Genomic DNA, 21,052 nt, shown 5'->3' with positions numbered 1-21,052 from the left:
GAGCTCATGGATAATGATAGCAGTAGAGAGCTTATATAAACAGTTCGGGGAGTTAGAAGTGCTAAAAGGCATCGACTTAAATATTGAACAGGGGAAGGTTGTGGTTGTCATTGGCCCTTCTGGATCGGGAAAAACCACCTTATTACGCTGTTTAAATATTTTAGAAACCCCTACTTCCGGAAAAGTGAATATAGATAGTCAAGCTTTAGATTTCACTTCCAAAGTAGCTTCAAGTAAGATTGCAAGCTTTCGCAGGTTAACGGGGATGGTGTTTCAAAGCTATAATCTTTTTCCACATATGACCGCCCTCCAAAATGTCATGGAAGGGCCGATTACGGTTAAAAGAGAACCGAAAGCCCAAGTGGAAGAACGCGCGAAGCGTTTACTTGCGAAGGTTGGCTTAGCAGATAAGACCGATTTCTATCCGTTTCAGCTTTCAGGTGGACAGCAGCAACGGGTAGGAATTGCCAGAGCATTGGCAATGGAGCCAAAGGTTATGCTCTTTGATGAACCAACCTCAGCCCTTGATCCAGAGCTAGTTGGAGAAGTGTTAAAAGTAATGAAAGAGTTAGCCCAAGAAGGAATGACAATGGTCGTTGTCACACATGAGATGAAATTTGCTCGCGAAGTAGCCGATAAAGTAATTTTTATGGATAATGGCGTAATTGTTGAACAAGGAACACCGCAAGAAATTTTTGAAGCACCAAAAGCAGAACGGACAAAGCAATTTTTACAGTTGATTAGCAGTGGAGTTTAATAGAAGAGTAAAGATGCCCAGAAGCAAAGGTTTCTGGGTTTTTTCTATTTATATATGGAAAACTAGGAAGACACCCCAATAAAATGAGGTGCCTTGAGCCATACATATAAAATTATGCTGTTACATAAAAGCTAAAAGCTTATCTTCCGCCTAATTGCTGTTCAGCCATTTGAACTAGACGTTTTGTGATTTCTCCACCAACAGATCCGTTAGCGCGAGATGTTGTGTCAGCACCAAGATTTACTCCGAACTCAGAAGCGATTTCATACTTCATTTGATCGAGTGCTTGTTGTGCTCCAGGTGCTACTAATTGATTAGACGAATTTCTTGATTGGTTTGCCATGTTGATTCATCTCCTCGAAATATAGTTTTGGCTGGACCAACTGGGTTTGCACCAGTTCAACAGTTGTTTACTGTTACCCTCTCGGCTTGGTCCATTTGTGAATAAGAGGTTACTTGTATTATAGGAATTTCTTAAAATCCTTATTCGTATTTTCATCAGGTAATTTTTGGTAGTTGGATTTAATAACTTTATTAAGCTTCTCCTGCTCCAAAGCATAATTGAATTTTTTTGAGTAAAGATAAGGGAAACATGAAAAGTTGAAAAATGGAGGAACAGGTATGGGGATGTGTCCGTTATGTAATGGATTTGAGAAATATGAACAAAGTTGTTCTTCTTGTGGGGATCTTCTTGTTGATGCTGGTAAGGTTACAGATTTCTTAGATGATTATAGTGCGTATATGGAGATTGAGTTGTTGAAGATGGTAGATGGAAATGTGAGTAGTTTGGATGATAATATTTGTATGCATGTCATAAGTTGTCCAACGTGTGATAGTGAGCAAATGATTGCTGTGAAAGAATAGGCTACTCTGAAAATAAGAGTAGCACATTAAACACCCTGTAGATCTCCGTGCTAGGTGTTCGCTTTCCGCGGGCGGTCCGGGAGCCTCCTCGGCCTAGCGGCCTGCGGGGTCTCCCTTGTCCCTTCCTCCCGCAGGAGTCTCACACCTTGCACTCCGATCTACAGGGGAGGCGGGGGATACTTGGCGGTCCACTTTTTCATTATCTATGCATGGGTATTTTTTTTCGACTAGCATTCTAAGCAGGAGTCTCACGCCTTGTACTTCAATGAGCAGTGGGGGTTTAGCAGAGTTGGAGAATGAAAAACCAGGCTATTTCAGAGGAGAAGTAGCCTGGTTAGGGGTTGGGTCATTTATTATTTTGTACGAATACGAGATTCTGTTTCAGCGTCAAAGAAGTGACATTTATTCATATCAAATGCAAGCTGAAGTGTTTGTTGTGGTTTCACATCAGAACGTGAGTCAACACGTGCTACGAAGTCTTGGCCGTGAATTTGAGAGTATAACATGGATTCAGCACCAAGTAATTCGGCAACTTCAATCACTGCGCTAATAGTAGAGCCAACAGCAGCTTCGATGAATACAGGCTCATCATGGATATCTTCTGGACGAATTCCAAGGATGATTTCTTTTCCAACATAACCTTGGTCACGTAATACTTTCATTTTTCCTTCTGGAACAGAGATTTTTTGCTCGCCTAGTAAGAATGAGCCATCTTCTAATTTACCAGTAAAGAAGTTCATTGCTGGAGATCCGATAAATCCGCCAACGAATACGTTTTCTGGATTTTCGTATACTTCCTTTGGAGAACCAAGTTGTTGAATGATCCCATCTTTCATTACTACAAGACGTGTAGCCATTGTCATTGCTTCTGTTTGGTCATGCGTTACATAGATAGTTGTTGTTTGTAAACGTTGGTGAAGCTTAGAAATTTCCGCACGCATCGCTACACGTAGCTTAGCATCAAGGTTAGATAAAGGCTCATCCATTAAGAATACTTTTGCATCACGAACGATAGCACGTCCTAAAGCTACACGCTGACGTTGACCACCAGATAGAGCTTTTGGTTTACGATCTAAGTATTGCTCTAATCCTAAGATTGCAGCTGCTTCTTTTACACGACGATCGATTTCTTCTTTTGGGAACTTACGAAGCTTTAATCCGAAAGCCATGTTATCATATACATTCATATGTGGATATAACGCATAGTTTTGGAATACCATCGCGATGTCGCGGTCTTTTGGTGCTACGTCATTCATTCTTTTTCCGTCAATTTCGAAATCCCCTTTGGAAATTTCCTCAAGACCTGCAATCATACGTAAAGTTGTAGATTTACCACAACCAGATGGACCTACGAATACGATAAACTCTTTATCTTTAATGTGTAGGTTGAAGTCCTTTACTGCTGTTACATCGCCTTCATATACCTTGTAAATATGATCTAATTTTAATTCAGCCATGATTTAATGTCCCCCTATGAAATCGTTTTCTTTTCTTGTTATAAGTCTACCGAAAACGGATACATTTCGTAAATGTACAAGTTGCACAAAAAAAGGTAACGCTTTTGTGCAACGTTACCCTGACCCAGATCAATCACTCACATTCCCTATTTAAAATGGCAACTAAGGAAGATTTATCTTTCTGTCTCTAATATGATAATGGCGAGATAAGTAGCCAATGCTCCTTGAAAGTTTCTAATGTCTATCCCAGTTCGTTCTGAGAATTTATCAATCCGATATTGAAGACTATTCCGATGCATGAATAGTTTTTTTGCAGTTAAGGAAACATTGAGATTGTTTTCGATATAAATCTTTATACTTTGAAGTAATTCCTGTTCGTCTTCAAACACAGGTCCAAAAAGCATTTTAATCTGTGCAATTAAATCATTGTCTAATTGTCCTGTAATTAAATAGGGAATTGCTTGTTCAAAGGTGTGGATCGCATTCTTTTTTCTAGCTTTAAGCGAAAGTGTGAAGCACTGTTTTTCCCATAGATAAAGTTCTTTAGTCTTTTTGTTAATCGTGGTTATTGCACCGAGATAAAGCTTTACATTTGTATAAAAATCACTTGCTGTCGTATCAACTATGTCGGAAAACGAAATGGTTTCATCAGGTTTAGGAGAGTTTGAAAAAACTTCTATTAAAACACCTGATGTCGCGGTCTCCCAAATGAGTTCTATTTTCGAATTGAAAAAAGCAGTTAGTGCTTCTTTCCACTCTTCTTTATGTAAAAAAGGCTCAGAGAATTGAAAGTGAATAAAGCGACAGTATTCATTAACTGAGTAGGGCGATGAGTCTACTCTATGTTCGTATTGAAATAAAAGAGAATGCCACCATTTTTCTGTAGTAGTCAGTGAGAATTGGTTTTCTGTTACCTTTTGTAAGAATGTTTCTAACAACAAGGTTTCTTTCTCTTCTAACCTGTTTTTTTCTATTCCGAAATAATCGTTAGAAGGGGAGAGGAACCATTCGTAGCGATCAAAGCTATGTGGAATGCTTGCTTGAAGAAGCGAGTCTTTATAAATTCTTTTTAATTGATTATACATAGATACCCTTCTTTCTTTTGTTCTACCTATTATACCAAAGGGAGAGGGGAGTTTAAAAAGAAGTGTATGTCACAAAACTAAAAAACTCCTCCTAGATAAGGAAGAGTGGGGTTATGATTCATTTGGTGGATCTTCTTTTATAAGGTCTCGCGCTTCTTCAATATTGGTATAGTCGTCGCGTTCGTAAACGTTTCCGCCTGCCATACCTTCATTAATCATACGATCTACATCCATGAAGTAATCTTCGCGCCCTTCATAGCTTGGTTCTGATGGTTTTTTGCTTTTCTTTTTATGTGGCATTATAGCTCCCTCCTATACTCTTAGTATGTGTAGGAGTAGGGGAAACGATACATATACACTTTTATGTTATTCATACACATGAAAAAGCATAAGCTCATGTATTTGGATTTCAATTTTTTGTTTATCTTCATCAGAATAGGAAAAGGAAGGGTCCCATTCAATTCTCCCATCTTTGTGATAAATAGCCTTTAAATTTTGCCCTTTGTAAAAGAAGGAAAGGTGCCAGCCTGGGAGTTGGTTATTTTTATATAGTGGCTTTAGTTGGAAATGTGAAATCATGCTGTTCCTCCTGAACGTTATTTCTAAGGTAATAATAGTTTCGACATTAATGGGTGAAATCCTTTATTTGATTCATCGTTTGTTCATAGAAAAGGTTAGTTAGCCTATCAATGGAAGCCTTTTTTATTGTGGGCTCATCAAAATCCATCGGCTTTGCGTTTAATTCGAATAAGTAATAGTTGCCATCTTGTGTTACCCCAAGGTCAGCAGAGAATTCACCAAGCGCATCATAGAAGGTAAGAAGCTGCTTTCCACACTGTTTTATGAGGCGTTCAATCTTAGTTAGATCAATGGAGTGAGGTAAGTCATCCACGTTTGCGATGACTCCACCTGCTGGAACATGAGTAGTCACCTGTTGTGTATGGGCAACTCTGACTCCAATCCCTGTCACCACAAAATGCTTCTGTTTTAAGTGAGCAAGGATTCTGTAATCAAATTTCTTTCCATCAAAAGGGATCGTGGGAATCGCCTCCTGTACAATATAGGAGGGCAGCGTTCCTTCTTTGTTAAAATATTGGGCAAGCTTTTTTATAGTAGGGAACAAAATGGTTTTCGTAGAAGTCGTCTTTAATAAAAAAGTATAGCCGTTTCTTACAATTAGTGAAACACCATTCCCTTTTGTACTTTTTCTCTTTTTCACATAGACTGCTGGATAGTTAAAAAGAAATTCTTCTAATGCCTCTTCGGTCAATAATGCTGTATGAGGGAGGTGGGCAGCTAGTTCTTCATGGCTTTTTAATTGTAAATAAAGCTCCCATTTGTCAAAAAATTGTGGGTTGAATAATGGAATATGATATAAATCTGCAAGGTTTTGGACATGTTCTAAATGTTTCTCTTCATCCTCGTAGCTATACAATCGATTATAAATGAGATCTGGAAGAGGAGCGTTCATTTTTATCCAATGATTATGAGTAGGAAGATAGCAATAGCCATTGATTCCATTTTCGGTAAGCTTATCTGGAGTGAAGACGACGGAAATCCCTCCAGTCTGATGTAAAGATCGTTGAATTCTTTTAAACAACCCGATATTTCCGATAAAGCCTTCTTGCTTAGGGCTTGCTAAAATGCCAATAAGAGGCCCTGCTTTATTGTCATCAAAAAGAAATGAAAATGGTTGATAATCTGTAGGGTGAGTATCTTTGTATGGTACAGAATAATATTTGCCTAGAGAAACATTCTCTTCAACGTTAGGCGAATTATGGTACCAGGATTGTTTATTTAAGTCGTAATAAAGCTGTTTCATGAGAAGATACCATCTGGATAATGGATTGTTTTTTCGGTTAAATAGACGGCATATTCAATGGAAAGCTTTCGAGTAAGCATGTCTTCGTTTCTTAGTTTTGGGTGATAGAATATCGATCTGCCTGGCTTGGAATTGGCTTCGAAAAACCATACTTTTTTCTCCTTATCCATTCCAAAATCAAAGCCTATTTCCCCGATAAAGCCAGGTAGATGTGTATCTATGGCTTCACTTATTAATAAGGAGGCTTGTGTTAATTTCTGAATCACTTCTATTTGTTCCTCTTCTTCTGGAAAAAGCTCGGGGATGGTCTTTACTTGGCCGCCACTATTGAGATGGGTCGTTACGCTCCCTTTTCCACTCAGCTTGGCTGCTAGCGCACTAACAATCCATTTTCCACTGTCGTCTTTGTTTGTATGCACACGAAAATCAACATAGGAATCTTCCATTTTCATTAATGGAATTCCTTGCTGCAAAAGGTAGCTTGATAAGTCTTTGTTTTTCATTATAGAGCCGAGTAGGGTTTCTAGGGATGTAAATCGTTGTAATTTATTTTGGAATTCTGCATTTTTAAACCGAACGTAATAAAGATCTTCCTCACGATTATAGATTATTTTGTACAAACCTAGCCCTAAGCTACCATTGGTTGGCTTTAAGTAGATAAAGGAGTATTTAGTTAAAAATTTCTCCAACCTTTCAATCGTAATTTTATTATCTGTCTCTGGTAAGTAGGGGACAATGCTTTCTTCAATCATCAACTTTTGATGAATATCCCATTTATTGAAGAATCCGGGATTGAACCAAGGAATCGAGTAATCCTTTTGCATTTTTTCTCTCGTTTCCGTTAAGAGTTTATGCTTTTCGGTTCGACGGTTGGGCAGTCTGTCGTATACAACATGTGGAAAAGGGACGATCTTTTTGCACCATCCTTGATCAGTGAACATATAGCCTTCCATTGTCCCTTCATCCCAATTAATATGGTTTGCCCCGAATAGAAAGACGTAGGCACCGACTTTTTTCTCAGTTGACAATAGCTTTGAAAAAAACAAGGTGCGTTCTCCAATTGGGCGCAGAATGGAATTTGTAAATCCTGCAGTAAAGATCCCGATTAGTGGACCTAGGTGGAGCACTTCTTCATGAATAAAAAGATGTATATTTCCTTCATAGGGAATCTTTAAATCGTCAAATAGTTTTTGAGAGAGAAATAAATTTCTTCCCGAATGATAACTAGGCTGACATGGAAATTGTAGCGTACCAAAAGCAATCGATGAAACATTCCAATCTTTAAGTGTTTCTGGAAGTGATACCTTATAATCCTTCCATTCTGTTTTACATTTTACAGATAAGAGTGCTTTCATATTATTCAACTCCCATTTTGTTTCCTAATGAAGTAGCTAAGTAATGACTATATTTGCTTGGTGCTTCATATATCTCTTTTTGCACAAACTTCGAGGCCATTGATACTATCTTATGACCTGGCTTTGAATTAATATCTAAAATCCATAAATTCTGCTTGGCATCCCAACCAAGATCGATTCCTAATTCGAATAAAGGTTGAAATGCTCTTTCTAATTCAAGAGGAAGAGTATCAATAACTGTTTGAATATCTTCTTCTATTTTTCTCTTATACGTTAGAGGGAGACTTTGAAGTAAGGAGGAAAAAGGAATCATTTTTCCTCCTCCAGCTAAATTTGAAGTAATATGATGCTTAATGCCAGTTCGAAGTACTCTAACTCGTTCCTTCCAATTCCCGTTTTCGTCCTTTTGTATTAGTAATCGGAGATCAAAAGGGTACCCTTCTTTATTTTGAAGCGGTAAAAAGGGTTGGAAAATGAATGTTGTGGTCTTCATTCTAGTATGTAACCATTGAAGAAAATGGGAGGTTGTCGTAAAGGTGAAGAGCTGTTCCCCTGGTTGTTTTACTTCCTTAATCATGTAGAGTCCGTTTCTTTTTTCGATTTTTATAAGTCCCCTCCCTTGCGATCCATGAATAGGCTTAAGCAACCAAATAGAGTGGTTCGCCAGATGGGCTAAGAAATCGGCTGTTGAAGAAAGCTTTTGCGTATAAGGAAAAAAGGATTGGAGTGTCGGACTACTGGATAATGCTTGATAGACAATCCATTTATTGGGGAGTCCATACCCTAAAAATTGTACATCGCTTCGTTGTTTTAACTTTTCTACCTTGTTTAAGTTAGATTGTGCTTTTTTCGATACATAGTAACAGCGATCATAAATAAAAGGAGGAATGGAAAACATGGCATTTTCCCATTCCTGTTTTGCTGGACAAAAACGCATTCCACTAATAGTATCCTCTCCGCTTATTTGCTCGGGTGATAAATAATATAGAGATACCGAACTGTTCGACGCATGTTGTGCCAATTTAGTCATATATGTCGTTGGTTTCGTGAAAGAAAGTACACCTAGGGCAATCATATTAAGCCTCCTTCACATTTTCATTGATAAGGTATAAACAGTAGAGAATAATAGCTTTAGCTGATGGTCGAATACTAGAGGAGCGGGACATGCTATCCAAGTTTTTAGAGGGCTTCGTATTTACTTCTATAATCCATGGGCGACCAGATTGATCGATGGCCAAATCAATTCCAAGTTCACCGAAGATTCCTTCTGAAGCCATTCCCACTTCATTTGCTACTTCTAATGCAAGCTCCTTTAAATGTTGCCGTAGATGTGCAAGTTCTTCTTTTTCGAGTTTAGTACGTAATACTTTTGAAACCGAGAGCATTTCGCCACCTTGGGCAATGTTTGAAACAAAATGTCCTGATTTAGACGCCCTTGCAGTAGAGGAGGTGACACGCCATCGATTATTTTCGCCTCGATGACAAAGATAGCGAAAATCTACAGGTCGGCCCTCTAAATCGAATAATTCGAGTCCTTGCTGCAGGATATAGCGCTTTTTCTTGATATGTGAGGAAAGTCGCTTGTACAATTCTGTGAAAGTACTGTAAGTTGTAGATACTTCTTGTTGAATGGAAGAATAGCTTAATGAAAATCCCTCACCTAATTTACAAACCTTAAATATTTGTTTCCCCTGACTGCCATTAATAGGTTTTAGAAAAAGACTTGGATACTTATCAAGCCAATCTTTTAAAACATCCTTTGAATATAAAATGGTTTCCGGTAAATAGGGCTGAAGGTGCTCAGCTTCTTTAAGTTGATCGTATACCGTCCATTTATCAAGGAAATGGTCGTTAAAATAAGGAATATTCCAATCCTGTAATTGTTTAGAAAATTGCTGAAACAATTGGCGCTTCTCATTCGTACGTTTATGAAGGCGATTATGAATGACTTGTGGAAAAGGAAGAATCGCTTTGTTCCAGACATTATTTTCAAAAAAATAGCCTTCTATCTGAGGTTTGCTCCAGTTTTCAGGAACAGAAAAAACATAAAAAATAGCACCTATCTCTTCGGAATAATTGGCAAGCTCGATACTGTATGCTTGAATCGATTTAAGGTCGATATTCTCTTCCTTGCTTGTAATTTCTGTTAAAAGCCCAATGACTGGGCCGATGAGCAGCCTCATTCGTTTTGAGTCGTAGGTGATTAGGTATTTTTTTTCTTCCTCAAAAAGCAATAAAGTGTGTAGAATAGTAGGGTCGAGTCTCATTGTATAATCCTCTCCCTTGATACATACGACAGGAGCAGATATTGTATTCCGGCTACATTGCAATTCAAGTAATGAAATAGTAGGGGGAAGCTTCAATTTTTTTGCTAAAGCTTCACTTATTTGTATAATTGGTACTGTATAGGTACTTTCAAAAGGAATTACTCTTACTACTTGAAAGTTCATGGTTTTCCCTCATTTACTACCTGTGGTAAGGGCAGGTAGAAGCTATATATAATGTTTGTTTTTTCGGGTGTTAGTGTCCTATTTCCAATTGAAATGTAACAGTAGCTAACACCTCGAGTGGTTCAACTAACTTGGTGTGAAGAATGTAGTCACACACTTGGAAGTTTCCCTTTATTGTATGAAAATGGCTGAATTATGTGTAAGAGAAAGGTTGTATATAAATGAAAATGATTTTTGTAATTTCAACAATGGTTATCGTAGGTGCTTTAATCGGTGGTCTAACTAATTCATTGGCAATACGTATGCTTTTTCGACCGTATAAACCGTTATACGTTTTTGGTAAAAGAGTTCCATTCACACCCGGATTGCTTCCAAAGAGAAGAGAGGAGCTTGCAGAGCAGCTTGGAAAAATAGTGATGGAGCATTTGTTAACCGGTGAAAGTATGAAACGTAAGCTAGAGAATAGTTCGTTTCAGGAAAAAATGGAACAATGGGTCAAGGTGGAGCTTCAAAGATTTTTAGATAGTGGGATGACAGTAAGTGAGTTATTAGCAAAATGCCGTATAGAAGATGCGGAAAATTTGCTAAAGGGAAATATGGAGAAAATAGTGGAATCCAAATATGAAGAAGTGTTGATGGGAATGCGCTCAAAGCCGTTGCAGCAAGTATTGCCAGCAAGTCTTATTCATTCTGTACAAAGCAATATTCCAATGGCTGCAGAATATATATTGAAAAAAGGTATCGATTATTTCGAGAGTCCAGAAGGAAAAAGCCAGGTAACAAAGATGTTCCAGGACTTTATCGCTACCCGGGGTATGCTCGGAAATATGGTTCAAATGTTTATGGGGAATTATAGTATTGCTGATAAGTTACAGCCCGAAATCATAAAATTTTTAAAGCATGATGGCACAAAAGATGTTCTATTACAGGTCTTTTATAGTGAATGGGAAAAAGTAAAAGCGATGGATATTGGAGAAGTCGAAGAGAAAATAACGAAAGAAACCATTCTTTCTAGCATCCATTCAGCATTTGATCGGACGTTAAATATACCTGGATGGATGACCAAAAGCATGTCGGACGTGGTACAACCGGCTTATCCATGGCTGATGGAAAAGTTCGTACCATCCCTTTTAGCTATGGGAAGCCAATTAATTATGGAAAAGTTAGAGGAGTTACTCGAGAAATTACAGCTTGAAGACGTTATTCGTGAACAAGTAGAAACTTTTTCATTACAACAATTAGAAGAAATGGTTCTTTCCGTTAGCAGAAAAGAGTTGAAAATGATTACCTATCTTGGTGCGTTACTAGGAGGTATGATTGGTCTTTTACAAGGGATTTTTGTCCTTTTCATTTAGGTCAGACAGTGAATTGTTTGAATGACTATGAGAGGTTTGTTATACTGGTCACTAGCATGCCTCTAAAGTTGGGCGAAAATGGAAGGAATGATTGTTTTGTCAAATAATATTTATGATGCAGCATATGCGCTAGAAAAAGTGATAAGAGAAAGTGATGAATTCAAAAATCTTCAACATTTATATAAAGAGGTTTTTGCAGATGAGTCGACAAAAGGGATGTTTGAAAACTTCCGTAACATTCAATTAGAATTACAACAAAAGCAAATGAGCGGTCAAGAGATCACGCAAGAGGAAATAGATCAAGCTCAAAAAACAGTAGCACTCGTACAACAAAACGAAAGCATTGCAAAGCTAATGGAAGCAGAGCAACGCATGAGCATGACGGTGAGTGAGCTAAACAAAATCATTATGAAGCCTTTGGAAGAATTGTATAGCGATGTAGACCCTAACTAATTATGGGAAAGGAAAGAAGCGTACTGCGGTGCGCTTCTTTTCTCTTGAATAGGAAGGGTGTCAGACAGAATAAGACTTTCAACGGAAAAACCACATACTTTAGATTATATAGCAGCTTCTATTAGACATTTTTCCTAATTTCTTGCCTTTTTTAAATGTTTCCTTCCGTTCAAATGAGACGTACTATTTTCAAATCCTTCGAGGGCTTCTTTGTTCTATTTTCACGTAGTCATTCATACTCATATCAGTAAGTACAAACATCTTAGATAAGGAGGCCTCTCCATGATATACCGCTTATTAGCTATCAATATTGATGGAACCTTGCTGAAATCGAATGGAAGATTAGCAAAAGAAACAAAGGAAGCCATCGAGTATGTAAAGAACAAAGGGGTCTATGTAACGTTAGTGACAGGCAGGAATTTTGCCTTTGCTAAGAAGGTAGCTAAATCTTTAAAGTTAGACACCTTTTTAATCACTCATGGGGGAGCATTTATTGCCTCTAAACTAGATCAGCCTCTCCATGTGAAGCGCATATCAGAAGACAAAACATTTAATCTAGTGCAGGTGTTAGAAAACTATGATTGTACTGTTAGAATATTGCATGAGCGTTATTCGATTGGAAATCGACTTAGAGGAGCCAACAACTTAATGGCGAGAGCAGTTTTAGGTTCGAGCGATCCTTTAATCTATCCGATGCAATTTGTAGAATCATTAGGAGATACGCTCATTGATAACCCAATTGCTCCTCCTAAAATGGAGGTTTATTTTACAGAGCCAGAGGAACGGGAAAGAGTGCTATCGACCTTGAAATCTGCATTTAAAGATATTGAAGTACAGGTACACGCAGACGGAAAAGTGGATATTTTACCAGATGGGGGAACAAAACTAGATGGCTTGCTAACCCTAGGAGATGTGTTGAAAATTCGTCCAGAGGAAATGGTCGTAATTGGAGATAGTCTAGAAGACTTGCCATTAATTGAGATTGCTGGATTAGGTGTAGCGATGGGCAATGCGCCAAAAGAAGTAAAGCTAGTGGCGAATTGGATTACGCGTACGAATGACGAGTCCGGTGTCGCCTATATGATTAAAGAGCATTTCCGGAAACAGCAAAGGGCAGCATTTTTAAATAGATTGAAAATTTAATGGAATTGGGAGGAAAGCTCATTAGTGGGCTTTTCTTTTTATATTGTATAGGAAATTATAGGAATGTCCGATTAGTGGAAGAATTTACATTACAAGGTTAATTCAAGGTTAGTGTAGTTCAATAGTTATATTAAGAGCGAACTATTAAAGCGTGATCGTGCCCTCTAGCCCGAAAAATACGGAAAAGAGGGAACGATCGAAACGTGATCGACCCCTCAAACCCGAAAAACGCGAAAAAGAGGGCATAATCAGAGCGTGATCTATTAAGGTAAACTCGCGTTCGCGATTTTGTTCTTGAGGCGGAAGCAAAGGTGGGCTTTCACTTTCTTTTTAGTCATGCTTGATAAAGGCTTCTTTGTTCCGTTACACTAGAGAAAGTGAAAATGCGAGGATTGAAAGGTGATTTTGTTGAAAATTGTTATACAAGGATTGACTGATGATAGATATGAGCGTCCGTTATCATTAATTTCGGATTTGTTTTTTGAAGAAACAGAAGTATCATTTACGGAAAATAAATTGAATGAAGCTGATTTAGTAGTAACATTTACGATAATGGAAGAGGCAGAGTCTTTTATTGTGAAGGGAGAGCTGAATAACTACACAGCTAGTCACGAAAAAGACTTGGCGCATTCCATCGAAAAAGAGCGTTTTAAACGTAAGAAGCAAGCCGTTTCTTATGTTTATTTAACGCTACTTCAGGAATATACCGGAATCATTCAAAAGTGGGGCATATTGACGGGAATACGACCGACAAAGCTACTTCATTCGAAGCTTCACAATGGCGAGGCAAAAGAGAAGGTTCATCAGCAACTTCGAGAGGATTATTTAATTACGGATGAAAAAATAGCACTTATGCAAGAAATCGTCGAACGTCAGCTTTCTGTTGTTCCTGACCTTTACGAGCTTGGTAAGGAAGTGAGCATTTATATTGGGATACCTTTTTGTCCGACAAAATGTGCTTACTGTACATTCCCAGCCTATGCAATTAATGGCAAGCAAGGAAAGGTCGACTCCTTCTTAGGCGGACTTCATCATGAAATAAAAGAGATCGGGACATGGTTAAAAGAAAAAGGTATAAAAATTACAACGGTTTATTATGGCGGAGGAACTCCAACAAGTATTACGGCACAAGAAATGGACATGTTGTATGAAGAAATGTATCAAGCATTTCCGGACATGGATCAAGTTCGTGAAGTAACAGTGGAAGCGGGCCGTCCTGATACGATTACTCCTGAGAAATTGGAAGTTTTGAAAAAATGGAATATCGACCGAATTAGCATTAACCCTCAGTCTTATACGCAAGAGACATTGAAGGCAATTGGACGCCATCACACTGTAGAGGAGACGATTGATAAGTTTCATCTTGCACGTGAATTCGGCATGAACAATATTAACATGGATTTAATCATCGGGTTGCCTGGAGAAGGTGTGGAGGAGTTTGACCATACCCTAAAGGAAACCGAAAAGCTTATGCCAGAATCATTGACAGTTCATACACTTTCCTTTAAACGTGCATCTGAGATGACTCAAAATAAGCGGAAATATAAAGTAGCGGATCGCAACGAGATTAGCAAAATGATGGATATGGCAACAGAGTGGACGAGAGAGCATGATTATGTACCATACTACCTCTATCGTCAAAAAAATATCCTTGGAAATCTTGAAAATGTTGGCTATTCCCTTCCAGGTCAAGATAGCATTTATAACATCATGATTATGGAAGAAAAGCAAACGATTATCGGTCTTGGTTGTGGGGCATCTAGTAAATTTGTGCATCCATCGACTGGAAAGATTACAAGGTTTGCTAACCCAAAGGATCCAAAGTCTTATAATGACGGATTTTTGCATTATACAGAGGAAAAGATACGGATTCTGGATGAATTGTTTTTTGGTGAGGTAGTGGAGAAGTAACTACTGGTTGAATAGCCGGTCTAATTCGTAGATGAATTTGACCGGCTATTTTTATGGATAGGAACCTAGCTGTTTGGTCATTTTTATTTGTCATTATGCAATTAATATGTCATATAAATTGGTGTTTTTATGTTATTGTAAAAAATAATGGTTGTTAAATTGTATAGTGGAAGTAGATTCATAGCCTTATTGTGTAAATCAGAAAGCGATCTAATACTATTTTTGTGTGCTTGTTGTAGGAATGACCACTAGAGGAAGGAGAATGAGTTTGAACAAAAAAAGATGGCTGAGTATCATTCTAACAACGATCATCACAGCTTTAGTTTTATTTATGTTGATACATATTTTTAGCCCCAAGAACATAATTAGTGAGACGGAAAATATTCATATATATTGGGTAGAGAATAATGGGATCGAAGTTTCAGTTGATGAAAAGAAATTAATTAACATATTAAGTAAGTACAAATCCAAAAGAACATTTAAAAGTTACTTTCCGTATCATACGGATAAGATTCATACTCAAATTAGTTTAGACCATAATCAAAGCTCCCATAAGTTTATATTATTAGGTGAATTTAATATTTGGTATGAGCCTGGAGGGCCTGAAAGTAAGCGTAGAACATATAAAATATTGAATGCTCAGGAACTTAAGGAGGAACTTAATAGTTTATTAGAGGAAGAGCACTAAGTATCCACGGGCGTTTTCTCATCTACAATGGGAAATTTAGTTTAATGAGGGGAGAGTAAAAGGTGAAAGAAAAAAAGCAGTTAATTATGTTCAGCATATTGTTTGGTATTTTAATTATTTTTCATAGCTTACAAGTTATTTTTAATCCATTTTCCTTTGTTAAAAATATATCTTTAATTGCAGTTATAGCCTTCTCAATACCTTTAGGTGCATTTATTAGAGAGTTATTTATCTTAAAAAAGAAAGGATGAGCTAATTAGCTATTTTTAGTTCGACTAACTGGAACGCTCATAAAATACTGCCGAAAGGGAACTTCTGAAAATCAGAGGTTCCCATATTTTTTCTGAAAAAACAGGAGTATTATCGTAGTATCTTTCAAAAAAAATGAAACCAACACCTAACTTATTCGTCTTAGCATTAAATTGGAATGAGGTGAGAAGCGTGTGAGAAAGATCAGGGAGAATGAAGGTGCTTTGGAAGATCGAGATGCCTGGCTGGAGTTAATGATGGATGAGTACGGTGAACGCCTCACCAAGTTAGCCTATAACTATGTGAAGGAATGGAAGCTAGCAGAAGATATAGTACAAGATGTGTTTATCTGGTGCTACAAGAACTATGAAACAAGAGTAGAGATTAAATCTTTCAAGTCATGGATCTATCGGCTTGTCATTAATAAATCGAGATGGCTATGGAGAAGTCGTCGTGGACGTTGCCAATGAAGAAAATCCCTTAGAAAAACAATTAACTAGATTGGACGTTCAAGAAGTCGCTGAAGATGGAAGTTATGGTATCGAAGTGAGGATTACAGATGAAAAAACATTAAATGAACTGAAAAATATTTTTGAACAAGTTAAGTGGTATCCTACTCGTCAGGTATTGATGGCAAGCAGAGAGGATATAAAAGCAACTCTTTTTATGAAATTGGAAGAAAATAAGCCGAAAAAATCATTTGAATACAGGATTTGGTTTGAAAAAGATCAAACTGCAACCATTTTAAGCACCAATCTAATGGAGCTAAATGGAACATTAGATAAAGAAAATACAGAGATTTTAATAGAAGAATTATTAAAAAAGCGATAATTATCCTATATTTCTCTTTAAATTAAGGCTCTGTTAAACAAGCCTTTTACTGAATAAGTAAGGGAACTTCTGAAGATCAGAGGTTCCTTTCTTATTTATAAACCGACCATTTTATTTAATACAGTGATTTGATAAGTAGGCTATTCCCATGGGATTCGTTGTTTTTCCCATTCGGTTGGCCCTTCTTCACTATCAATAAACTTTCTCCAATGTTCCCCGGTTGCTTTATCAAAGAAAATGATGTTATTTTCATTTACGACAATTAGTTCATATCTATATTCTTCTTCTGTTGTATGAATGTTTGTATGGTTATTGTAGCCAATTATTTCTAAGGCATCAGCAATTTTCCATGCTCCAATCAGAAAACAAATTCCAAAAAAGATAATAGATATGGTGATAAGATTTTTACTCAACTTTTCCAACCCCTTGTGATAAATTTCCATTTATGTTCTAAAGTAATTTCGACAAGGAGCGCTTTTTTCCTTTTTTAAGTAGGCACTTAAGATGGAGTGTAGAAGGTTTTAGCTATCTAAAGGAGGAATTCTATATTATTGAATGAATAATCATTCATTATTTAGCGCTTTCATATTATAATGATACTAGCACATATGATACACGAGAATAAAAGAAGGGGATGTGAGGTTGATGAAGACGGTTAAGGTAACTAGGCAGGGGAAAGTGGCTATAGTGGAGTTGAATAGGCCGCAAAGTTTAAATGCGCTAAATGTGGAGATGCTGACAGTTTTAGCAGAAGAATTAACAAAGTTGGCAAAAGATGATTCTGAAGTAGTTGTTTTGAGAGGAAGTGGAAATGTCTTTAGTGCTGGTGGGGACATTAAGATGATGGTACAAGAGGATGAAGGTAATTTTGAGGATGTAATGGATGATATTTCGACAATTATTACTACCCTCTATACGATGCCAAAAATTACAATTAGTGCCCTTCATGGAGCGGCAGCTGGTTTAGGTCTCAGCTTGGCGCTTGCTAGTGACTTTGTAGTGGCTCATAGCTCTACCAAACTAGCAATGAATTTTATAAAAATTGGACTCATCCCAGATGGTGGTGGTCACTTTTTCATGGAAAAGCGATTAGGTGAAGCGAAGGCGAAGCAAGTGATCTGGGAAGGAAAAACCATCTCGTCACAAGCTGCATTGGAAATGGGATTGGTTGATCGTTTAGTAGTTGACAATATGGAGGAAGCGATAACAAAGCAAGTGAAAGCACTTCTCCAAGCACCTCTGCAGGCGATGCTTGAAACAAAAGCAATCTATACGAAAACATCCTTGCCGCATCTTCAGCAAATTCTTGAGCTCGAAAAGAACGCACAACGAAGAATGCGGGAGTCTGACGATCATAAAGAAGGAATTCGAGCATTTTTAGAAAAGCGCTTGCCGAATTTTGCAAAATAATAATAAAGTCAGAATGGAAAAGCGCTTAGGAAACATAAACCTAAGCGCTTTTTAACTATTAAGTAAGGGTAGAAGAAATCAAAAAATCCCATATGGGTTTAGAGATTACGATAGTATTAGCCAACTAACTTAACGGTGAAACAAAACGAGTTTCCCACTTGCATTCGTACAGCGATGTGTGGAATCTAAATAATTTAATTCTGCTAATCTCTTTTCTCCTGTTTGTTTCGCTTCCTTTTCATTTGCTGCTTCAAAGCTTTCGTCTAATAAAGTTTCCCCTGACTTACTAAACACCGTTAACGTATATTTCCCCATCTTTATCCCTCCAGTTAGCTCAATGAATCTTCATTCATTATTTTTATTTTACTATTGGATCGCATTTTTGTAAAAAAAATATGAAACTAATTGTCTTTTCTTACGTATAGGTATTAGAGAAGAGAGGAGGGCTGCTTAATGGCTTTACAAATTCAAGGTGTAACAAAAAAATTCGGTAATCATGTGGCGGTTGATGATTTATCTTTAGAGATTCCAGAGAGCGAGATGTTTGGCTTTCTCGGTGCCAATGGAGCTGGGAAAACGACTACGTTTCGAATGATACTAGGATTATTGGAAGCGACGAACGGTAAAATTTCCTGGGCAGGGAAGCCTATTACATATAAGGAAAGTCATTTAGTTGGCTATTTGCCTGAAGAGAGAGGACTCTATCCAAAGCTAACGGTAAAAGAACAATTAATTTATTTAGGGCGCTTGCGCGGAATGGAAAAATCAGAAATTCTTAAACAGCTGGACTATTGGTTAGAGCGCTTTAAAGTACCGGAGTATTTGAACAAGAAGGTAGAGGAGCTATCTAAGGGAAATCAACAAAAAATCCAATTTATCGCTTCTACGATTCATAGACCGAAGCTATTAATCTTGGATGAACCTTTTAGTGGTTTAGACCCGCTAAATGTGGAATTGCTAAAAGAAGCAGTGTTAGATTTAAAAAATCAGGGAACATCGATCGTATTCGCTTCCCATCGAATGGAGCATGTCGAGGAGCTTTGTGAGCATTTATGTATCATGCATCATGGAAAGCCGGTCGTACATGGTTCCCTTCGTGATATAAAGCGATCATTCGGACGAAAAAATGTCATTATTCATGCGGATTTTGATTTGGATTATTTAACCTCAACTAGAGGAGTTACGAAAGCGAAGAATACAGCAGAGGGAATTATTTTACAAATAGACGATGAAGCGGTTTCTCAAGAAATTCTGAAACAGATTACTGGTAAAGGCAATGTGAGGAAATTTATTCTAGAGGAACCATCCTTAAATGATATTTTCATTGAAAAGGTAGGTGCATCCTATCATGAATAAGTTTTTTACGATTCTACTTCATACGTATTTGAGTAAATTAAAATCTAAATCATTTATTATCACGACCATCATCACGACATTGCTGATTGTTGGGCTTTCGAATTTACCAATGATTATTAATTTCTTTGATAAAGAAGAAGAAAAGATCCTTGCGGTTTATGATGAAGATAATCTTGCTGCGCCATTGTTAGAAGCACAGTTATCGACTATATCTGATGATTGGAAGGTCGAGCAGGTAACTGATTTGTCTGATATGGACGACAAGGTAAGAGATGGAGACTATGCGGGACTTTTAGTTGTTAGGTTTGATGACGCTGGATTACCTCAAGGGGAGTACAAAGCATCGTCCATCACCGATACGATAACTATTTCACAAGTACAACAAGCACTTCAACAAATAAAGGTAGAAATAGCAACGAATCAAATTGGTCTCACGCAAGAGGAAATCGCTACTCTTTATGAACCCATTACATTTAATATTATTTCTTTAGAAGAGTCAGCTAAAACAGCAGAAGAGTTAGATCAAGCTCGTGGCTTAGTTTATGTGTTGCTCTTTGTTATTTACTTCACCGTTATTTTATATGCGAGTATGATTGCATCGGAAGTGGCGATTGAAAAGTCTTCACGAGTAATGGAGATTCTTATTTCCTCTGCTTCCCCAATTATGCACATGTTCGGAAAAATACTAGGAATTGCCCTGTTAAGTCTTACGCAAATGGCCTTCTGGATTATTATAGGATCCTTTTCATTAAGCCGTAATCTAGAAGGTATGACAGGTGGGATTTTTGAATATTTCGGTGTTGGTGATCTACCAATTTCTACAATTGTTTATGCGGTCGTATTCTTCTTACTCGGCTATTTCTTATTCGCTACATTTGCTGCATTTCTTGGTTCACTAGTAAGCAGAATTGAAGAAATTCAACAAATGATCATGCCGATGACCTTACTTATTGTGGCTGGATTTATGATTTCAATGTTTGGATTAAATAACCCAGATAATACATTTATTCAAGTAACCTCCTTTATTCCATTCTTTGCTCCAATGATTATGTTTTTGCGAGTAGGAATGCTAGAAGTTCCATTATGGGAAATTAGTTTGTCAATTGGACTACTAGTTACAACAATAATTCTTCTTGCCATTTTCGGAGCAAGAGTTTATCGTGGCGGGGTACTAATGTATGGAAAGACCTCATCACTGAAGGATATTAAGAAAGCTTTGCAGCTTACAAAAGAAAAATAATATGACAAACAAACCCTGAATTTTACATTTGGGGTTTGTTTTTTTAAAAGGCAAGAAAGGATAGGAGCAACTATCATTACTGTTACTCCTATCCTCCAAGCCCATTTTATTTATCAAAAATCCAACCGAAATGCTTTTACAATAATCCCATCATTTGCTGGCTCAAAATCATGTTCTGGTATCCGTTGAAATCCGAATTGTTTATAAAGCTTGATGGCGTTTGCCATAAATTCACCGGTGTGTAGGCCAATGGAGCGATGACCTTTATTTTTTGTTCGGTTCATGCATTCAGTTACTAGGGAAGAGGCCACTCCCTTGCCTTGGGCAGTAGGGGCTACAGCTAACATTCTTATCTCAGAATGGTCCAGTGCATCACCGAATCCTTCATATGCTTTTATTTTAGGAGGAAATAATACAACACTTCCTACTATTTCACCTGCAATTTCCGCTACGATTATTTCTACTCCTGGTTGCAAATCTGCTTCTGAAAGAATCGATTGTTTTAGTGCGTTCCAATGGTCTTCAGGAAGGGCGTCTGCATATTCACTATAAGCCGCCACACGTTGTTGCCGGATGAATAGTAATTCACTTGTGAGTGCATCTCGTAGGATCATTTCATCCACTCC

At 37.5% G+C, this 21,052-nt stretch carries 25 protein-coding genes; 13 read left to right on the top strand and 12 right to left on the bottom strand.

The annotated features are described in order from the left end of the window. Positions 1–13 precede the first annotated feature (13 nt). Entirely contained in the window at positions 14–757 is a 744-nt protein-coding gene (locus tag BK580_RS17495; RefSeq protein WP_078381588.1) for an amino acid ABC transporter ATP-binding protein, read from the top strand. A gap of 139 nt (positions 758–896) precedes the next feature. Here the strand turns inward: BK580_RS17495 and BK580_RS17490 are convergent, their stop codons facing one another. Further along, positions 897–1,100 carry an alpha/beta-type small acid-soluble spore protein gene (locus BK580_RS17490; protein WP_078381587.1) on the bottom strand — a complete coding sequence of 68 codons (204 nt, stop codon included), beginning with the start codon at positions 1,098–1,100 and terminating at the stop codon, positions 897–899. A 278-nt stretch (positions 1,101–1,378) separates the two neighbouring features. On the opposite strand from BK580_RS17490, the gene BK580_RS17485 reads away from it, so the two are divergent. Continuing rightward, a complete protein-coding gene (locus BK580_RS17485) occupies positions 1,379–1,621 on the top strand; it encodes a hypothetical protein (protein ID WP_078381586.1) in 243 nt (80 codons plus the stop codon). 353 nt (positions 1,622–1,974) lie between these two features. On the opposite strand, the gene BK580_RS17480 is transcribed toward BK580_RS17485, so the two are convergent. The 8 genes from BK580_RS17480 to BK580_RS17445 all read right to left on the bottom strand — a co-directional run bounded on the left by BK580_RS17480 (position 1,975) and on the right by BK580_RS17445 (position 9,790). Beyond that, positions 1,975–3,078 (bottom strand): ABC transporter ATP-binding protein, encoded by a 1,104-nt coding sequence (locus BK580_RS17480; protein ID WP_078381585.1) that lies wholly within the window; start codon positions 3,076–3,078, stop codon positions 1,975–1,977. Between the two features lie 173 nt (positions 3,079–3,251). Continuing rightward, positions 3,252–4,163 (bottom strand): PucR family transcriptional regulator, encoded by a 912-nt coding sequence (locus BK580_RS17475; protein ID WP_078381584.1) that lies wholly within the window; start codon positions 4,161–4,163, stop codon positions 3,252–3,254. 111 nt (positions 4,164–4,274) lie between these two features. Beyond that, entirely contained in the window at positions 4,275–4,463 is a 189-nt protein-coding gene (locus BK580_RS17470; protein WP_078381583.1) for a hypothetical protein, read from the bottom strand. A 66-nt stretch (positions 4,464–4,529) separates the two neighbouring features. Further along, entirely contained in the window at positions 4,530–4,742 is a 213-nt protein-coding gene (locus tag BK580_RS17465) for a YheE family protein (protein WP_078381582.1), read from the bottom strand. 46 nt (positions 4,743–4,788) lie between these two features. Next, entirely contained in the window at positions 4,789–5,985 is a 1,197-nt protein-coding gene (locus tag BK580_RS17460) for a YheC/YheD family endospore coat-associated protein (RefSeq protein WP_078381581.1), read from the bottom strand. Further along, a complete protein-coding gene (locus BK580_RS17455; protein ID WP_078381580.1) occupies positions 5,982–7,340 on the bottom strand; it encodes a YheC/YheD family endospore coat-associated protein in 1,359 nt (452 codons plus the stop codon). The genes BK580_RS17460 and BK580_RS17455 overlap by 4 nt, the downstream gene beginning before the upstream one ends. A gap of 1 nt (position 7,341) precedes the next feature. Beyond that, a complete protein-coding gene (locus tag BK580_RS17450; protein ID WP_078381579.1) occupies positions 7,342–8,415 on the bottom strand; it encodes a YheC/YheD family endospore coat-associated protein in 1,074 nt (357 codons plus the stop codon). 1 nt (position 8,416) lies between these two features. Continuing rightward, positions 8,417–9,790 (bottom strand): YheC/YheD family endospore coat-associated protein, encoded by a 1,374-nt coding sequence (locus tag BK580_RS17445; protein ID WP_078381578.1) that lies wholly within the window; start codon positions 9,788–9,790, stop codon positions 8,417–8,419. A 221-nt stretch (positions 9,791–10,011) separates the two neighbouring features. On the opposite strand from BK580_RS17445, the gene BK580_RS17440 reads away from it, so the two are divergent. The 8 genes from BK580_RS17440 (at position 10,012) to BK580_RS17405 (ending at position 16,420) form a co-directional block, all read left to right on the top strand. Then, positions 10,012–11,145 carry a DUF445 domain-containing protein gene (locus BK580_RS17440; RefSeq protein WP_078381577.1) on the top strand — a complete coding sequence of 378 codons (1,134 nt, stop codon included), beginning with the start codon at positions 10,012–10,014 and terminating at the stop codon, positions 11,143–11,145. Positions 11,146–11,241: 96 nt separating this feature from the next. Then, complete coding sequence (locus BK580_RS17435; protein WP_078382815.1) at positions 11,242–11,598, top strand: YlbF/YmcA family competence regulator; 357 nt, start codon at positions 11,242–11,244, stop codon at positions 11,596–11,598. Positions 11,599–11,880: 282 nt separating this feature from the next. Further along, a complete protein-coding gene (locus BK580_RS17430; protein ID WP_078381576.1) occupies positions 11,881–12,741 on the top strand; it encodes a Cof-type HAD-IIB family hydrolase in 861 nt (286 codons plus the stop codon). Positions 12,742–13,149: 408 nt separating this feature from the next. Next, positions 13,150–14,652, top strand: a complete 1,503-nt coding sequence (locus BK580_RS17425) for a coproporphyrinogen III oxidase (RefSeq protein WP_078381575.1) — start codon at positions 13,150–13,152, stop codon at positions 14,650–14,652. A 268-nt stretch (positions 14,653–14,920) separates the two neighbouring features. Beyond that, positions 14,921–15,340, top strand: coding sequence for a hypothetical protein (locus BK580_RS17420; RefSeq protein WP_139364924.1), 420 nt, complete (start codon positions 14,921–14,923; stop codon positions 15,338–15,340). Positions 15,341–15,402: 62 nt separating this feature from the next. After that, a complete protein-coding gene (locus BK580_RS17415) occupies positions 15,403–15,591 on the top strand; it encodes a hypothetical protein (protein WP_078381573.1) in 189 nt (62 codons plus the stop codon). 192 nt (positions 15,592–15,783) lie between these two features. Then, complete coding sequence (locus BK580_RS17410; protein WP_078381572.1) at positions 15,784–16,059, top strand: sigma factor; 276 nt, start codon at positions 15,784–15,786, stop codon at positions 16,057–16,059. Then, entirely contained in the window at positions 16,043–16,420 is a 378-nt protein-coding gene (locus tag BK580_RS17405; protein ID WP_078381571.1) for a hypothetical protein, read from the top strand. The genes BK580_RS17410 and BK580_RS17405 overlap by 17 nt, the downstream gene beginning before the upstream one ends. Before the next feature lie 140 nt (positions 16,421–16,560). Here BK580_RS17405 and BK580_RS17400 read toward each other — a convergent pair whose 3' ends face one another. Beyond that, the gene (locus tag BK580_RS17400; RefSeq protein WP_078381570.1) at positions 16,561–16,833 is read right to left on the bottom strand and encodes a hypothetical protein; all 273 of its coding nucleotides are present in this window, start codon (positions 16,831–16,833) and stop codon (positions 16,561–16,563) included. A 232-nt stretch (positions 16,834–17,065) separates the two neighbouring features. Between BK580_RS17400 and BK580_RS17395 the strand changes: the two genes are divergently transcribed. After that, positions 17,066–17,830 (top strand): enoyl-CoA hydratase, encoded by a 765-nt coding sequence (locus BK580_RS17395; protein ID WP_078381569.1) that lies wholly within the window; start codon positions 17,066–17,068, stop codon positions 17,828–17,830. Between the two features lie 129 nt (positions 17,831–17,959). Here the strand turns inward: BK580_RS17395 and BK580_RS17390 are convergent, their stop codons facing one another. Beyond that, a complete protein-coding gene (locus BK580_RS17390; protein WP_078381568.1) occupies positions 17,960–18,145 on the bottom strand; it encodes a YhzD family protein in 186 nt (61 codons plus the stop codon). 138 nt (positions 18,146–18,283) lie between these two features. Here BK580_RS17390 and BK580_RS17385 point away from each other — a divergent pair, with 138 nt between their 5' ends. Both BK580_RS17385 and BK580_RS17380 read left to right on the top strand, forming a co-directional pair. Then, the gene (locus BK580_RS17385; RefSeq protein ID WP_078381567.1) at positions 18,284–19,186 is read left to right on the top strand and encodes an ABC transporter ATP-binding protein; all 903 of its coding nucleotides are present in this window, start codon (positions 18,284–18,286) and stop codon (positions 19,184–19,186) included. After that, positions 19,179–20,426 (top strand): ABC transporter permease, encoded by a 1,248-nt coding sequence (locus BK580_RS17380; RefSeq protein ID WP_078381566.1) that lies wholly within the window; start codon positions 19,179–19,181, stop codon positions 20,424–20,426. The genes BK580_RS17385 and BK580_RS17380 overlap by 8 nt, the downstream gene beginning before the upstream one ends. A gap of 113 nt (positions 20,427–20,539) precedes the next feature. Here the strand turns inward: BK580_RS17380 and BK580_RS17375 are convergent, their stop codons facing one another. Then, on the bottom strand, positions 20,540–21,040 hold the full coding sequence (locus tag BK580_RS17375) for a GNAT family N-acetyltransferase (RefSeq protein ID WP_078381565.1): 501 nt from the start codon (positions 21,038–21,040) through the stop codon (positions 20,540–20,542). Between the last annotated feature and the right edge of the window lie 12 nt (positions 21,041–21,052).

The organism is Sutcliffiella halmapala (genome assembly GCF_002019665.1).
In the GTDB taxonomy this organism is placed as follows: Bacteria; Bacillota; Bacilli; order Bacillales; family Bacillaceae_I; genus Sutcliffiella_A; species Sutcliffiella_A halmapala.
Note: the sequence above shows the minus strand (reverse complement) of the source record. Positions and strands in the feature narration are given on the sequence as shown.

Bases quoted from the DNA above. Each gene is read 5' to 3' on its own strand.
- BK580_RS17450 (WP_078381579.1), bottom strand. From the start codon at position 8,415: ATGATTGCCCTAGGTGTACTTTCTTTCACGAAACCAACGACATATATG.
- BK580_RS17445 (WP_078381578.1), bottom strand. From the start codon at position 9,790: ATGAACTTTCAAGTAGTAAGAGTAATTCCTTTTGAAAGTACCTATACA.
- BK580_RS17465 (WP_078381582.1), bottom strand. From the start codon at position 4,742: ATGATTTCACATTTCCAACTAAAGCCACTATATAAAAATAACCAACTC.
- BK580_RS17470 (WP_078381583.1), bottom strand. From the start codon at position 4,463: ATGCCACATAAAAAGAAAAGCAAAAAACCATCAGAACCAAGCTATGAA.
- BK580_RS17385 (WP_078381567.1), top strand. From the start codon at position 18,284: ATGGCTTTACAAATTCAAGGTGTAACAAAAAAATTCGGTAATCATGTG.
- BK580_RS17380 (WP_078381566.1), top strand. From the start codon at position 19,179: ATGAATAAGTTTTTTACGATTCTACTTCATACGTATTTGAGTAAATTA.
- BK580_RS17460 (WP_078381581.1), bottom strand. From the start codon at position 5,985: ATGAAACAGCTTTATTACGACTTAAATAAACAATCCTGGTACCATAAT.
- BK580_RS17375 (WP_078381565.1), bottom strand. From the start codon at position 21,040: ATGATCCTACGAGATGCACTCACAAGTGAATTACTATTCATCCGGCAA.
- BK580_RS17440 (WP_078381577.1), top strand. From the start codon at position 10,012: ATGAAAATGATTTTTGTAATTTCAACAATGGTTATCGTAGGTGCTTTA.
- BK580_RS17430 (WP_078381576.1), top strand. From the start codon at position 11,881: ATGATATACCGCTTATTAGCTATCAATATTGATGGAACCTTGCTGAAA.
- BK580_RS17390 (WP_078381568.1), bottom strand. From the start codon at position 18,145: ATGGGGAAATATACGTTAACGGTGTTTAGTAAGTCAGGGGAAACTTTA.
- BK580_RS17480 (WP_078381585.1), bottom strand. From the start codon at position 3,078: ATGGCTGAATTAAAATTAGATCATATTTACAAGGTATATGAAGGCGAT.
- BK580_RS17455 (WP_078381580.1), bottom strand. From the start codon at position 7,340: ATGAAAGCACTCTTATCTGTAAAATGTAAAACAGAATGGAAGGATTAT.
- BK580_RS17395 (WP_078381569.1), top strand. From the start codon at position 17,066: ATGAAGACGGTTAAGGTAACTAGGCAGGGGAAAGTGGCTATAGTGGAG.
- BK580_RS17495 (WP_078381588.1), top strand. From the start codon at position 14: ATGATAGCAGTAGAGAGCTTATATAAACAGTTCGGGGAGTTAGAAGTG.
- BK580_RS17485 (WP_078381586.1), top strand. From the start codon at position 1,379: ATGGGGATGTGTCCGTTATGTAATGGATTTGAGAAATATGAACAAAGT.
- BK580_RS17475 (WP_078381584.1), bottom strand. From the start codon at position 4,163: ATGTATAATCAATTAAAAAGAATTTATAAAGACTCGCTTCTTCAAGCA.
- BK580_RS17490 (WP_078381587.1), bottom strand. From the start codon at position 1,100: ATGGCAAACCAATCAAGAAATTCGTCTAATCAATTAGTAGCACCTGGA.